This window comes from Bradyrhizobium nivariense (assembly GCF_029846695.2).
Classification (GTDB): domain Bacteria; phylum Pseudomonadota; class Alphaproteobacteria; order Rhizobiales; family Xanthobacteraceae; genus Bradyrhizobium.
This window is the reverse complement of the sequence record NZ_JARWCR020000072.1, coordinates 1-13,241: the sequence shown is the minus strand read 5'-3', so window position 1 is coordinate 13,241 and position 13,241 is coordinate 1. Positions and strand designations below refer to the sequence as shown.

Annotated in this window: 12 protein-coding genes; 7 read left to right on the top strand and 5 right to left on the bottom strand. The window is 65.0% G+C overall.

The annotated features are described in order from the left end of the window. Nucleotides 1-84 precede the first annotated feature (84 nt). Complete coding sequence (locus QCM77_RS37190) at nt 85-822, top strand: SDR family NAD(P)-dependent oxidoreductase (protein ID WP_279662500.1); 738 nt, start codon at nt 85-87, stop codon at nt 820-822. A gap of 62 nt (nt 823-884) precedes the next feature. Then, on the top strand, nt 885-1,259 hold the full coding sequence (locus QCM77_RS37185) for a CsbD family protein (protein ID WP_280096241.1): 375 nt from the start codon (nt 885-887) through the stop codon (nt 1,257-1,259). 35 nt (nt 1,260-1,294) lie between these two features. Here QCM77_RS37185 and QCM77_RS37180 read toward each other — a convergent pair whose 3' ends face one another. Further along, the gene (locus QCM77_RS37180) at nt 1,295-2,986 is read right to left on the bottom strand and encodes an SGNH/GDSL hydrolase family protein (RefSeq protein WP_280096240.1); all 1,692 of its coding nucleotides are present in this window, start codon (nt 2,984-2,986) and stop codon (nt 1,295-1,297) included. A gap of 200 nt (nt 2,987-3,186) precedes the next feature. Continuing rightward, nucleotides 3,187-4,578 (bottom strand): lytic murein transglycosylase, encoded by a 1,392-nt coding sequence (locus QCM77_RS37175; RefSeq protein WP_279689832.1) that lies wholly within the window; start codon nt 4,576-4,578, stop codon nt 3,187-3,189. A gap of 199 nt (nt 4,579-4,777) precedes the next feature. Between QCM77_RS37175 and galU the strand changes: the two genes are divergently transcribed. Then, the gene (gene galU, locus QCM77_RS37170) at nt 4,778-5,653 is read left to right on the top strand and encodes a UTP--glucose-1-phosphate uridylyltransferase GalU (RefSeq protein WP_279662504.1); all 876 of its coding nucleotides are present in this window, start codon (nt 4,778-4,780) and stop codon (nt 5,651-5,653) included. Between the two features lie 61 nt (nt 5,654-5,714). Here galU and QCM77_RS37165 read toward each other — a convergent pair whose 3' ends face one another. Beyond that, nucleotides 5,715-7,211: a sensor domain-containing diguanylate cyclase gene (locus tag QCM77_RS37165; RefSeq protein ID WP_280096239.1), complete on the bottom strand. Its 1,497-nt coding sequence runs from the start codon at nt 7,209-7,211 to the stop codon at nt 5,715-5,717. 144 nt (nt 7,212-7,355) lie between these two features. Here QCM77_RS37165 and QCM77_RS37160 point away from each other — a divergent pair, with 144 nt between their 5' ends. Next, nucleotides 7,356-7,625 carry a DUF7662 domain-containing protein gene (locus tag QCM77_RS37160; RefSeq protein WP_280096238.1) on the top strand — a complete coding sequence of 90 codons (270 nt, stop codon included), beginning with the start codon at nt 7,356-7,358 and terminating at the stop codon, nt 7,623-7,625. A gap of 12 nt (nt 7,626-7,637) precedes the next feature. On the opposite strand, the gene QCM77_RS37155 is transcribed toward QCM77_RS37160, so the two are convergent. Together QCM77_RS37155 and QCM77_RS37150 are read right to left on the bottom strand one after the other, a co-directional pair. After that, on the bottom strand, nt 7,638-10,514 hold the full coding sequence (locus QCM77_RS37155; protein ID WP_279662507.1) for an EAL domain-containing protein: 2,877 nt from the start codon (nt 10,512-10,514) through the stop codon (nt 7,638-7,640). 153 nt (nt 10,515-10,667) lie between these two features. Continuing rightward, complete coding sequence (locus tag QCM77_RS37150) at nt 10,668-11,666, bottom strand: NAD(P)H-quinone oxidoreductase (RefSeq protein ID WP_280096237.1); 999 nt, start codon at nt 11,664-11,666, stop codon at nt 10,668-10,670. Nucleotides 11,667-11,777: 111 nt separating this feature from the next. On the opposite strand from QCM77_RS37150, the gene QCM77_RS37145 reads away from it, so the two are divergent. From QCM77_RS37145 to rcdA, 3 genes are all read left to right on the top strand, one after another. After that, the gene (locus QCM77_RS37145; protein WP_279662509.1) at nt 11,778-11,969 is read left to right on the top strand and encodes a DUF1192 domain-containing protein; all 192 of its coding nucleotides are present in this window, start codon (nt 11,778-11,780) and stop codon (nt 11,967-11,969) included. Between the two features lie 293 nt (nt 11,970-12,262). After that, on the top strand, nt 12,263-12,457 hold the full coding sequence (locus QCM77_RS37140) for a hypothetical protein (RefSeq protein ID WP_279662510.1): 195 nt from the start codon (nt 12,263-12,265) through the stop codon (nt 12,455-12,457). 134 nt (nt 12,458-12,591) lie between these two features. Then, nucleotides 12,592-13,101: a protease adaptor protein RcdA gene (gene rcdA / locus QCM77_RS37135; RefSeq protein WP_280096236.1), complete on the top strand. Its 510-nt coding sequence runs from the start codon at nt 12,592-12,594 to the stop codon at nt 13,099-13,101. The last annotated feature ends 140 nt before the right edge of the window (nt 13,102-13,241 follow it).

Here is a 13,241-nt window from a genome sequence, read left to right as displayed (position 1 = left end):
GCCCTGCTTGTTCTTGTTATGATTGACAAGGCTGGCATCGATCCGCAGACAGGTCAAACAAGCAAGACAATCGGGGAGGCCGCGATGACGAACGAGCTCGATTTCTCAGGCAAGCAAGTGCTGGTCGTCGGCGGCTCCAGCGGCATCGGCAATGGTATTGCGCAAGCCTTTCGCGTCAGGGGCGCGCGAGTTGCGGTCTGCGGCACGCGTGCTCACGCGAAGGAATATTCGCAAGAGCAAGGCTCGGATCTCGCCGGTCTCTCCTACGCGCAGCTCGACGTCGGCAATGCCGGCGCGGTCGAAGCGTTCAAGCCGTCCTTCGATCGGCTCGATATCCTGGTGCTCGCGCAAGGCGCGGTGCTCTATCGCCGTGGCGAGTTCGAGATGACTGGCTTTCGCAAGGTCGTCGAGGTCAATCTGATGAGCCTGATGGCCTGCGCCACGCGGTTTCATTCCATGCTGCGGGACTCGCAGGGATCGCTGATCATGGTGTCCTCGACCGCAGCCTATCATTCCACCATGGGCAATCCCGCTTACAACGCGTCGAAGACCGGCGCGGTCGGGTTAACGCGGACACTGGGCGAGGCCTGGGCCGAGGATGGCATCCGCGTCAACGGCATCGCGCCCGGTCTCGTCGACACCAAGATGACCAAGGTGACGACCGACAATCCCAAGCGGCTCGAAGGTGCACTTTCACGCATTCCGCTGCGGCGATTGGGCACGCCGGCTGACATGGCGGGCGCGGCGCTCTTCCTGGCATCGCCGCTGTCGTCCTACATCATCGGCCAGACACTGGTCGTCGATGGCGGGCTTATTCTCTAGGCGCGAAGGAACTGCGCCGCGCCTGATCGGTTACTTGGGCTGACCCCCCGAGGAGGAGCATCATGGATGAGGATCGGATTGTCGGATCGGCCAAGGAATTCGCCGGGCGCGCGGAAGGCGCTGTTGGAGATCTGGCCGGCGATGCGCAGACACAGGCGTCCGGCAAGGCACGCGAAGCCGCCGGCACCGTGCAGAATCTGTACGGCCAGGCCAAGGATGCCGTACGTGACGCTGGCGAGACGGCGGCTGGCTACGCCAAGAATGCCTACGACAACAGCGGCGAGACTTTCCGCGATGGTTCGCAGGCGATTGCCCAGAAGGTGCAGGACAACCCGCTCGGCGCGCTGCTGGTCGCCGGCGGCATCGGCTTTGCACTCGCGCTGTTGATGGCACGTCCCGCCCGCCGTCCGCCGCCGCGCTGGCGCTATTACGGCTAGAGCCAACGTCTCAACTATCGTGCAGGCGAAACCAATTATCGGAACACTTCCGCCGATCGCCCAACGTTGCCTGGCGGACGCGGGATCGCAGGGTTGGGATTCGGATTGCGCGGTGCCGGCGCCAATTGACGCGGCGGGGGCGGCGGAGAGCCGAAGCCGAAGAAATCACGAATTGATGGCGCCGCTTGCGCCGGCTGCTGCGGCACCGGCGGCTTCTTCGGCGCGAGCTTTGGCGGCGCGATCGCTGCGGCCGCACCCGGCGTGCCCGACGCATTGCCGTCAGGCGTCGTCGCGGCCATTGGCGTATCGCCCTTGGCCTGCTCGCGGCCGACCTCGCGGCGCGGCCAGGCATAATCGTCGGCACGGCCGGCGGGCGCAGCCAGCGGCTCGCCCTTCACCATCGTCTTCGCAGCGAGCGCATCGACGGCGGCAGGACGTGAGCCCGGCCCACCCAGCAATTGATCGGTCGAGATCGAGGCCGCAACCAGCGGCACGATCGGGCCGGCCAGCGGCCGCGGCGCGGGCTTGCCGGGTTCGGCACTGGTATCGGGGGTCGCCGGTTCGCTCGGCAGCGCGATCGGGCCGGAGCGCCCGGCGAGCAGGCGCGTGATCTCGCGCTCGACGTAGTGCGCGAGCTTGCGCGCGCCGGGTTTTGTGAAATAGACGCCGTCATAGCTGCGGAGCTGACGGATCTGGCCTTCGAAGTCCGGGCCCTTCTGGAGGAAGCGGCCGGCCTCGTCGACAAAGCCGTCCCAGACGTCGACATAGGTGATGCCGGCCTTGGCCGCGCCTTCGCGATAGAGCGAATCCAGGAACAGCATGTCCGCGGTGCCCTTGGGGCCGCGGATTGCGGGCAGGCCGACCCACAGCACCGGCACGCCCTTGCTCTTGAGCACGTTGGCCAGCTCCTCGATCTTCTTGCCGTAGAGCTCGACCCAGCGCTCGTCGCGGAATTCGTAGAGGCCGTTCGGGTTGCGTGCGGTCTTCTCGGGCGCCGCGACCGCCGGTGTGTCAGCGTTGTCGGCATCATCCTGCGGCAGGTCGGCATCGGCCGGCTTGTCGTCTGGCTTCGCGGCAGTGTCGCCGGGCTTGGCATCGCCGGGCTTGGCCGGTGGTTTGCCGCGCGCGCCCTTGTCGTTCTTCTTGTCCTTGTCCGTCGCCTTGTCCGATTTGTCGGGTGCTGCCGCCTCGCGGATCGCGATGCGGTCGTTGAGACCGAGCATGACGACGATCACGTCGGGCTTTTCGGTTTCGAGGATACCCTTCGCAGCCGCCGCCCAGTCCGAGGGCTCACCCTTGGGCTGATATTTGATCAGGCCGGACGTCGTCTTGTGCTTGCGGATCACGCCCATGTCGGGCTGCTCGGTGTAGGCGTCTTCCAGGCCGTAGGCGAGCCAGTCGGCCATGGCGTCGCCGATCACCAGCACGTTCCTGTCGGGGATGGTATCGCGCTTGGCCGGCGCCGGCGCGCGCGAGAAATCCTGGCGCGGCGCTTGCTGCTGTTGCTGCTGGAAAGGCGCGAAGAAGTCGCCGCCGAACCATCCGCCGCGCTCACCGCCGCTTCGTGGTGGCGGGGCCGAACGCTGCGGTGGGCCGCCGAAGCCGGGGAAGTTGAAGAACTGCGCCGAGGCGGGTCCCGCGACCGACACCAGAATCGCAAGCGCCGTCCCCAGCACGATCAGCGGGCCGGTCTCGGTCAGCGCCTTGAACAGGGACTTCTTCGACATGCGATCTCGGGCACGCGCAATGGGGATCGGGATAGGCTCGATATAATAGATATAATAACGGAATCAGGCGCCAAACGGGCAGATTCTCTTTTCAGATTCTCTTCAGATCGTTGAGATTCTTGGCCCATACACGGGGAACAGCCGCCCCCCGTCAAGGCTGCCTGCCAAAATCCCTGTTCAGGGTTACTTTCGGCGCGATTTTACCGCCCGCGCAGCCGGTCCAGCACGTCGGAGGAGGCAAAACCGTCCGCGGCGACCCCGACCGAGGCCTGGAAGTTGCGCAGGGCCTCCCGGGTCTGACCGCCGAACTGGCCGTCCGGGGTGCCCTTGTAGAAGCCGCGCTGGGCCAGCAGCTGCTGGAGTTCCAGCCGCTCGGTGCGGGACAGCTCGCGTTCCTGCCGCGGCCAGGGTTGCACGAAGGGCTGGCCGCCGCGCAGGCGGTCGGCGAAATGGCCGATCGCCAGCGCATAGGCCTCGGCCGGGTTGTACTTCATGATGACCCGGAAGTTCTGCAGCATCAGGAAGCCCGGCCCCTGCGCGCCGGCCGGCGCCAGCAGATAGGCTTTCTCGGCCGGATGCGGGAACGGCTGGTTGGCCGGGCGCTTGAGGCCGAGCTTCTCCCATTGCGCCATCGTCATCGCCTTGGCGCGGTCGGCCAGCATGTAGTTGAAGCCCTGGGGCACCACGACCTCGTAGCCCCAGGTCTGGCCGGCCTGCCAGCCGTCCTTCTTCAGATTGTTGGCGGTCGACGCAATCAGGTCGGTGGGATTGTCGACGACGTCGCGCCGACCGTCACCGTCGCCGTCCACCGCAAAGCGCTTGAACGCGGTCGGCATGAACTGGGTCGGTCCGAAGGCGCCGGCCCAGGAGCCGCGCAACTGTTCGGGCCGCAGGTCGCCGCGGTTGAGGATTTCCAGCGCCGAGAGGAACTCGTCCCTGAAATAGGCTTGGCGGCGGCCGATGCAGGCGAGCGTCGCGGTCGATTGCAGCACGCTGCGGTCTCCCATCTGCGTCGAGTAGTTGGACTCGATGCCCCAGATCGAGGCGATGATATAACGATCGACGCCGGTGGCTTTTTCGGTGGCGTCGAACTGCGCCTTGTATTTGGCGAGGACCTCGCGGCCCTTGGCGAGGCGGTTGTCGTTCACGAGGATGTCGAGATAATCCCAGATCGACTTGGTGAACTCCGGCTGCGAGTCCATGAGGTCCATGATGCGCAGGTCGGGCGCAAGGCCTGCCGTGAAGCGCTGGAAATTTTCCTGCGTGATGTTGCGCCGTGCGGCATCCGGCCACATGGCCGCGACGCAATTGTTGAAGTTGCCGGCAGCTTCGCGGATCGCGGCCGCCGTCATCAGCGGATGGCCGGAGGCGCCATCCTCGCCGCTCCAGGGCTGAGCTCCGGTTTGAGCGCCGCCGGGGCCGGGCGCGGCTTGCGGGGGCGCCGGATTCGGGCCGGAGAAAATACCGCCAAACAGATTGGAGAGGCCGTTTTGCGCCTGCGCGCAAGCCGGCAGTAGCAACGCGGCCGCAATCATCGCTCTGCTGGTCACAAATCCAGCACGTTTCGCCAGCCCTGCCATCGATTGCATCATGTCCACCCGTCGGCCTGAAAATTCGCCTTCAGGAGGCCCGGTTACGGTTGCCACTAGCTTAACAAAGGTGAAATTTTGGTGACGGCCTTTTTCTCAACTCTGTGGGGGCGAGGCCCCACATCCGCCTTTGTTAGCGGCTGCAAACAAGCTAGCAAGATGCCATTGCTCCGTTCACGTCCTCAGGTATTCGATCAATCCCATGAAAATTCGCAAAGCCGTATTCCCCGTCGCCGGCCTCGGCACCCGCGTCCTGCCAGCCACCAAGGCGATGCCGAAGGAAATGCTGACCATCGTCGACAAGCCGCTGATCCAGTACGTCTATGACGAGGCGAGGGAGGCCGGCATCGAGCATTTCATCTTCGTCACCGGCCGCAACAAAAATGTCATCGAAGATCACTTCGACAAGATGTTCGAGCTCGATGCGACGCTCAGCCAGCGCGGCAAGAAGGCCGAGCAGGAGATTCTGGCGCAGAACCAGCCGGAAGCCGGCGCCGTCAGCTTCACCCGTCAGCAGGCGCCGCTCGGCCTCGGTCATGCGGTCTGGTGCGCGCGCGACATCGTCGGCAACGAGCCGTTCGCGGTCGTGCTGCCCGACGAGCTCGTGCTCAATTCGCCCGGCTGCCTGAAGCAGATGATCGAGACCGCCAGCAAGCTCGGCGAGAAATCCAACGTCATCGCGGTCGAGGCGGTGCCCGACCATCTCACCCATCAATACGGCATCTGCGGCGTCGGCAAACGCACCGGCAAGATGTTCGAGGTCGACGGCATGGTCGAGAAGCCGGCCAAGGGCACCGCGCCGTCCAATCTCTCGATCACCGGCCGCTACATCCTCCAGCCGGAAATCTTCAAGATCCTGGAGACCCAGGAGCGGGGCGCCGGCGGTGAGATCCAGCTCACCGACGCCATGATCGGGCTCGCCAAATCGCAAAAGTTCTACGGCGTCGAGTTCGAGGGCGAGCGCCATGATTGCGGCTCCAAGCCCGGCTTCCTCCGCGCCAACATCGCCTACGGCCTGCAGCGCCCCGAGCTGCGCGACGGGCTGATCGCGGAGATGAAGAAGTATCTGGGGCAGTAGCCTCCGTCGGGACGACATTGAGTATTTGGTGCGCGGCTCGCCGCCAATAGCGAGCCGCCCCTCACGCCACCAGCGACAGCTTCGGCAAGCTTGCGACCACGGACTGGTTGCGGCCGCCGGCTTTGGCGGCATAGAGCGCCTTGTCGGCGGCGGCGACCAGGATGGACCAGTCCAGACCTGCCGTAGGGACGAGACTCGCGATGCCGCAGGAGATGGTGGTCGTTGCCTGGTCGTCGGACCAGCCCTGCACCTTGACGCGGATCGCCTCGGCCACCTTGAAGGCGTCGGTGACCGAGGTGCCCGGCAGCAGCACGGCGAATTCCTCGCCGCCATAGCGCGCGGCGCAGTCGCCGGCGCGGCTCACCGAGTCGGAAATGCAGATCGCAATGCCGACCAGCACCTGGTCGCCGGCCTGATGGCCGAACGTGTCGTTGTAGGCCTTGAAGTGATCGGCATCGATCATCAGCAGCGCGACCGGCGTCTTCTGCCGTATCGCGCGGCGCCATTCGACGTCGATCACCTGGTCGAACTTGCGGCGGTTCTTCAGGCCGGTGAGCGCGTCCGTCGTCGCCATCTCCTCGAGCTTGCGCTCGGCCTCGGCGCGCCGGCCGATCTCGCGCGCGAGCACCAGCGTCGAGGCCAGCATGAACAGGATGAGCGCGAGGACCACGGCGCCGATCCGGTAGGCTTCCCTCTGCCAGAGCTCGAACACCGCGTTCAGCGGCTTGCCTGCCACCACGAACATCGCACCGGAGCCGGTGCTGCGGACATAGAGGCGCGGCGTCGCGTCCACCGGGCCCTGGCCCGCATAGGACCCGCCGGCCCTGAGATTGTCGGGCTTCCAGCTCTGCTGCGCCCTGAGATTCTTGCCGATCACGTCGAGGTCGAACGGCCGCCGCATCATGATGGTGCGGTCGCGCTTGAGCACGGTGATGGTGTCGTCAGGGTCGAGGTTCAGCCGCTCGAACAATTCGTGGAAATAGCTGAAGCGGATCGAGCCGGCGACGACGCCCATGAAGCCGCCGTCGGTGTCGCTGATGCGCCGGCTCAGCACGATCGCATAAGCGCCGCGGAACAGCATGGGACGGCTGATGAAGAGCCCGGCTTCGGGATTGTCGCGATGAATCTTGAAGTAGTCCTCCTCGCTGCGGTTCTCCGGCAGGGGATCGAGCGTGGAGGCGTCGATGGTGAGCCGGCCGTCGGCGTCGAACACCTGGATGGCGCCGAAATGCCTCGCCGTGGTCGCATGGTCGAACAGGATGAGGTGACGGATCGACTTCGAGACCGTGGCGATCTCCGGCAGCAGCATGTTGCTGGCGACCGCCTTCAGGGACAAATCGTAGATCTCGATGTTGCGGCTGACGTCGGACTCGATGGTCGTCGCCAGGTTCTCCAGCGTCTGGCGGGCGAGCGCCTCCTCGCCGCGGCGCATGTCCAGCATGACGTTGACGCAAATGGCGGAAAAGCCGATCACCGTCACCACGGACGAGATGATCAGCAGCTTCGCCGAAAGCCGCCATGGCCGGCGGGCCATGACTTCGCGCCATCCAGACAACATCGTTTGCTCCCGACATGAGTGAATGCGCCCGAAAGCTTGAGTAGTGTTTAAGCCGGGACGGCGCTGCCTTAATGAGTTAAAAATTGGTTTCCGCGGCTCACGTTTTTGGGCAAAGCGGGGCTTCGACCAGCGAAGAGGACAGCGGTGAACGATTACGACGCGTTGCGCGATTATCTGATGCGGCAGAAGCAGGCGGAATTCGTGCTGACCTATGAACAGATCGAGGAGATCATCGGCGCGGCCCTGCCGCGCGCGGCGAATCGTGCCTCATGGTGGGACAGCCTGCGCAGCCCCGACATCCAGATGCCGCAGCGCGAAGCCTGCCTCGCCGCGGGCTTTGTGGCGATGCGGATGCCGGACGGCCAGAGCGTCAGGTTCACGAAGAAAAAGAGCGACCGGCGCAGGCCGGGGTGAGGCGAAGGAAAGTCAGCTCGCCGCTTCCAGCCGCACTTCCGTGAGCAGGCGCATCGCGGCATCGGCGTCCATCGGCTCGCCGAACGCAAAGCCCTGCGCGTATTCGCAGCCCATCTGGTAGAGCTCGACCGCGTCGGAATCGGTCTCGGCGCCTTCGGCGACCACTTCCATGCCGAGGTCGTGCGCGAGCGCGATGATCGACTTCAGGATCACCGGACGGGTGCCGCGATTGCCGGTGCGCACGAAGGACTGGTCGATCTTGATGGTGTCGAACGGGAAGCGCTGCAGATAGGCCAGCGATGAATGGCCGGTGCCGAAATCGTCGAGCGACAGTCCAGTGCCGAGTTCGCGGATGCGCGTCAGCATCTGCGCCGCGTGCTCCGGATTCTCCATCACCAGCGATTCCGTCAGTTCCAGCTTCAGCGTGCCGCGCGCCACCGAGGAGCGCGAGAGCACGGTGCGGATGTCGTGGATCAAATCGTGGCGCAGCAATTGCCGCGAGGAGACGTTGACGGATGCGAAGATCGGCTCGCGCGAGCGCATCGCGCGCTGCCAGATCGAGAGCTGCTTGGCGGTCTGGTCGAGCACGAACATGCCGAGGTCGATGATCAGGCCGGTCTCTTCGGCAATGGTGATGAATTCCGACGGCGCCATGCGTCCGAGCTTCGGATGATCCCAGCGCACCAGCGCCTCGAAGCCGGCGACAGAACGGTCTTCAAGCCGCACGATCGGCTGGTACAGGATCGTGAGCTCCTGCCGCTCGATGGCGCGGCGCAGTTCGCTCTCCAGCGTCAGCCGGTCGGTTTTCCGGGCGCGCATCGCGGGCTTGTAGACGTCGATGCGGTCGCCGCCGATGCGCTTGGAGTGATACATCGCAAGCTCGGCGTCCTTGATGATCTCGTCCGTGAGCTGCGTCTGCGGATCGGACAAGGCGAGGCCGATCGAGGCGGTGAGAAAAATCTCACGTTCGTTGAAGGCGATCGGCGCGCGGATGGTCTTGCGGATGGTTTCGGCGAAGGCGGTGATGCGGGCCGGGTCCTGTTCTGACAGCAGGATCAGGCCGAACTGGTCGCCGGCAAGCCGTGCCAGCGTGTCCTGCGGCTTCAGGATGCGGGTGAGGCGGCGGGCCAGCGTCAGCAGGATCGAATCGCCGACCGCGATGCCGACGGAATCGTTGACCTGCTTGAAGCGGTCGAGATCGATCACCATCAGCGTCGGCCGCAGCGTCGGCATGGTCTTGGCGAAATGCGCGACGGCGCCGAGCCGGTCCATGAACAGTTTTCGGTTGGGCAGGCCGGTGAGGTTGTCATGCACGGAATCGTGCAGCAGGCGCTCCTCGGCATTGCGCAGCTCGGTGACGTCGGTGAGCGTGCCGACCACGCGCGAAACCTCGCCATCGGAACCGACCACCGGGCGCGCCTTCAGCGCGAACCACATGAAGTGGCCGTCCGGCGTGCGCAGGCGGAAGTCCTGCACCAGGCGGCCGCGGCGCTGGTCGAGCACGCTGTCGAGCGCCGCGCGGAAACGGTCCTGGTCGAGCGGATGCAGCACTTCGAGCCAGGAGGCGGCCGGGCCTTCCAGCGTGCCGCGCTTGAGGCCGAGCAGGGCTTCGGTCTCCGGGCTGGTGAAAACCTTGTCGGCGGAAACGTCCCAGTCCCAGATCAAATCGCCGGAGCCGGCCAGCGCCAGCGCCCGCCGCTCGATGTCGGAGACGACGCCGGTGGTGGCGCCGCCGCCCGCGAACGCGTGTTGCATCACCGTGAAGCCGATCAGCATCACGATCAGCACGAGGCCGCCGAGCAGCGCTGGGCCGACGATGTCGTTGGTGACGGAGCCCGCCACCGTCATGCCGGCCGCGATCACCCAGACCACCAGCAGGAACCAGGTCGGGATCAGCAGCACCGCGCGGTCGAAGCCGTGGGTCGAGAGATAGACGATCAGCGCGAAGCCGGCGAAGGCGATCAGCACCAGCGAGATGCGCGCGATGCCGGAGGCGACGGCGGGGTCGAACAGGGCCAGCGCAACAAGGGAGCCCAGGAACGCGAGCCAGCCCACCGTGATGTGGGAATAGCGCACATGCCATCGGCTGAGATTGAGATAGGCGAACAGGAACACCAGCAGCGTCGCCGCCAAAATCGCCTCACCCGCCGCGCGCCAGATGCGCTCGGCGTTGTTCGACATGTCGAGCACCTTGCCCCAGAAGCCGAAATCGACGCCGATATAGACCAGCACCGCCCAGGCCAGCGCCGCGGCAGCCGGGAACATGATGCTGCCCTTGACCACGAACAGGATGGTCAGCACCAGCGCGAGCAAGCCGGAGATGCCGATCACGATGCCCTGGTAGAGCGTGAACGAGTTGACCTTGTCCTTGTAGGACTCCGGCTCCCACAGATAGAGCTGCGGCAGCTTGTCGGTGCGCAGCTCCGCGACGAAGGTGATAACGGCGCCGGGGTCGAGGGTGACGCGGAAGACGTCGGCGGTCGGGCTCTCCTGCCGCTCCGGCCGGTCGCCGGTCGAGGGCGTGATGGTCGCGATGCGCGACAGCCCGAGATCGGGCCAGAGCAGCCCCGAGGAGACGATGCGGTAATGCGGGGCGACGATCAGGCGGTCGAGCTGGTCGTCGGTGTTGTTGGCGAGCGCGAACACCACCCAGTTCTGGCCGCCCTCGCGGGCGCGCACCTCGATGCGGCGGACGATGCCGTCGGTGCCGGGCGCGGTGGAGACCTGGATGCGGTCGGCGTCGCTGCGCTGGTGTTCGAGCACGCCGGTAAGGTCGATCGCGGGCGCGTCGCCGCGGACGCTGACAGCGTCAAGCGCGCGCGCCGGGAACGCGCAGACGAGAATCATGAGGCCCAGCGCTATGGGCGCGAGGCACCTGATCAGACGCAAGGTCAGTTCTCCGCGTTCGACGCAAACTCTTCAGTGCAGGATCGTCAGTGCAAGCCGTTTTCCGAACGGAACAAGATGGTTCGGTGCGTCGCGATAGATGCCACGAAAGCAAGGAAAATCAAAGGGTTTCCGCCCTGCCCTGTGGCCGCTGACCTAGACCTCCAACACAATTTTGCCAATATGTGCCGAGGTTTCCATCCGCCGGTGCGCATCGGATGCCTTTTCCAGCGGAAAAGTGCTGTCCATCAGCGGCTTGACGCGGCCTTCGCGCAAAAGCGGCATCACTTTCGCCTCGATCGCGGCCACCATTGCCGCCTTGTCCGCATTACTACGGGGACGCAGCGTCGAGCCGGTATGGGTCAGGCGCTTCACCATCACCTTGGCGATATTGACGGTGACCTTGGGCCCGTTGAGGGTCGCGATCTGCACGATGCGGCCGTCGACGGCGGCGGCATCATAGTTGCGGTCGACATAGTCGCCGGCGACCATGTCGAGGATCAGATTGGCGCCGGCATTGTTCGTCTCCGCCTTGACCACGGCGACGAAGTCTTCGTCCTTGTAGTTGATGGCACGATCTGCGCCGAGCTTGAGGCAGGCGTCGATCTTGTCCTGCGATCCCACGGTGACGATCACCTTCGCGCCGAATGCTTTTGCGAGCTGGATCGCCATGGTGCCGATGCCGGACGAGCCGCCATGGATCAGCAGTGTCTCGCCGGCCTTCAGCGTGCCGCGCTCGAACACATTGTGCCAGACCGTCATCAGGGTTTCAGGCAGCGCGCCGGCTTCCTTGATCGACAATGCCGGCGGTACGCTCATCGCCTGGGCGTCCTGGGCAATGCAGTACTGCGCATAGCCGCCGCCGGCGACGAGCGACATCACGATGTCACCGATCTTGTGCTTCTTGGCGTTGCTGCCGACGGCCACCACTTCGCCCGCGATCTCGAGGCCGGGCAGGTCGCTGGCGCCGGGCGGCGGCGGATAGGCGCCGGAACGCTGCGCGACGTCGGGCCGGTTGACGCCGGCGGCCTGCACCTTGACCAGGATCTCGTCGGGGCCGGGCTGCGGCAGCGCCCGTTGTTCCGGCACCAGCACCTCCGGCCCGCCGGGCTTGGAGATGGCGACCACGGTCATTTGCGCGGGCAGCTTGTCCATGATGTGTCCTTGAGCAAAGGTGCGGGATGACGTGAGGCCTTTGCTTAGCCAGCGCGATGCAGGCTGGCAACCGCCTCGGCCTTGTCCGGCGTGAACGCAGGAGGAACCTGGATGGCGATGGAAGACGACGACCGCCCGCGCAAGAAGATCAGCCACGAGATCGGACAGGATCTCTCGCTGTTGTCGGTCGAGGAACTGACCGAGCGCATCGCGCTGCTCAAGACCGAGATCGCAAGGCTGGAAGAAGCCGCAACAAAGAAGCGCGCCTCGCGCGATGCGGCGAACAGCGTCTTCAAGTCGTAGGGTCCGACGCTGGAGCGGCGGCTGGCCTCACACACGGCCTCATCCTGGAGGAGCGCGGCACGCGCGTCTCGAAGGATGGCCGCGGGCGAGAGCAGGGCCTGCATGGTTCGAGACGCGCGCGAAGAGCGCGCTCCTCACCATGAGGGTCTGGTTTCGGCCTTCGCCGGAATGGCGACGGAGAATTTGCCCCGCAGCGCACTCGGCCACTGACCGACATGGCTAACGAACCCTCAAAATAATCGCTCGTTTACTCTACATTAAGCTTTCGAGTTTATGACTGGAACTGTCCTCGTTTGGACACCGAGTGGCTCCTGTCCACTCTGTTTGACGCCTCCCTGTTATCAACTTTCAAAGCCGCCGGTTTTCCGGCGGCTCTTTTTTTGTTTTTTGGGGGCAGCATGATCCGGAAAAGTGCGAAGCGGTTTTCCGATAAGATCATGCTCAAACAACAAGCTAAAGCGCGCCGCGCGCGCTTTGGCTCCGGTTGAATTCCGAGGAATGACCCGCGGAAACCATATCCGTGCTTGTCGCTGGACTCCGCGTCCCGCCCGCGCAATGATTTGTTCATCATAAGCCGGCGCCTAAGCCGGGCGGGTAATCAGTTGCGTAAGGGGCGTTAACCATGGAACGTTTGCAAGCCGAAGGCGCTCTCGTTCAACTCAGCGAGCGGTTCACCAATTCTGCGGCGTTCGGCGCCCTGTTCCGTGAGGGCATGGACCTGGTCGAGGAGACCGCCGCCTATCTCGACGGCGCCGGCCGCACCGAGGCCAAGGCGCTCGATCGCGCCGTCAGCCTCACCTATGCGACCGAGAGCATGCGCCTCACCACCCGCCTGATGCAGCTCGCCTCGTGGCTGCTGCTGCATCGCGCGGTGAAAGAAGGTGAGATGACGCTCGGGCAGGCCAATCGCGAAAAGACCAAGGTCAAGCTCTCGGCGGCCGATCCCGGTCCCGGCGACACCATCGAGAAGCTGCCCTCGCAGTTGCAGGACCTGATCCATCGCTCGATGAGCCTTCAGACCCGCGTGCGCCGTCTCGACACCACCATCCACACCCCGCCCCCCGAACTCCCCGCGATCGGCAACCCGCTGGTGCCGCACCTCAACGCGCTGAAGGCGGCGTTCGAGCGGTAATCCCGCAACTCAAACCGTCACCCTGAGAGCTTGTGACGCATTTGGCGTTCTGCGGAGTTTTGGAGCGATGTGGCAAGTGCTCGTCGTGGCAAACGGCAGTTTGAGGCTCGAGTTTGTCGATGAACTCCCGCTTATGCGCT

Excerpts from the sequence above, each read along its gene's own strand:
- QCM77_RS37190 (WP_279662500.1), top strand. The coding sequence starts at position 85 with ATGACGAACGAGCTCGATTTCTCAGGCAAGCAAGTGCTGGTCGTCGGC.
- QCM77_RS37185 (WP_280096241.1), top strand. The coding sequence starts at position 885 with ATGGATGAGGATCGGATTGTCGGATCGGCCAAGGAATTCGCCGGGCGC.
- QCM77_RS37180 (WP_280096240.1), bottom strand. The coding sequence starts at position 2,986 with ATGTCGAAGAAGTCCCTGTTCAAGGCGCTGACCGAGACCGGCCCGCTG.
- QCM77_RS37175 (WP_279689832.1), bottom strand. The coding sequence starts at position 4,578 with ATGATGCAATCGATGGCAGGGCTGGCGAAACGTGCTGGATTTGTGACC.
- galU (WP_279662504.1), top strand. The coding sequence starts at position 4,778 with ATGAAAATTCGCAAAGCCGTATTCCCCGTCGCCGGCCTCGGCACCCGC.
- QCM77_RS37165 (WP_280096239.1), bottom strand. The coding sequence starts at position 7,211 with ATGTTGTCTGGATGGCGCGAAGTCATGGCCCGCCGGCCATGGCGGCTT.
- QCM77_RS37150 (WP_280096237.1), bottom strand. The coding sequence starts at position 11,666 with ATGGACAAGCTGCCCGCGCAAATGACCGTGGTCGCCATCTCCAAGCCC.
- QCM77_RS37145 (WP_279662509.1), top strand. The coding sequence starts at position 11,778 with ATGGCGATGGAAGACGACGACCGCCCGCGCAAGAAGATCAGCCACGAG.
- rcdA (WP_280096236.1), top strand. The coding sequence starts at position 12,592 with ATGGAACGTTTGCAAGCCGAAGGCGCTCTCGTTCAACTCAGCGAGCGG.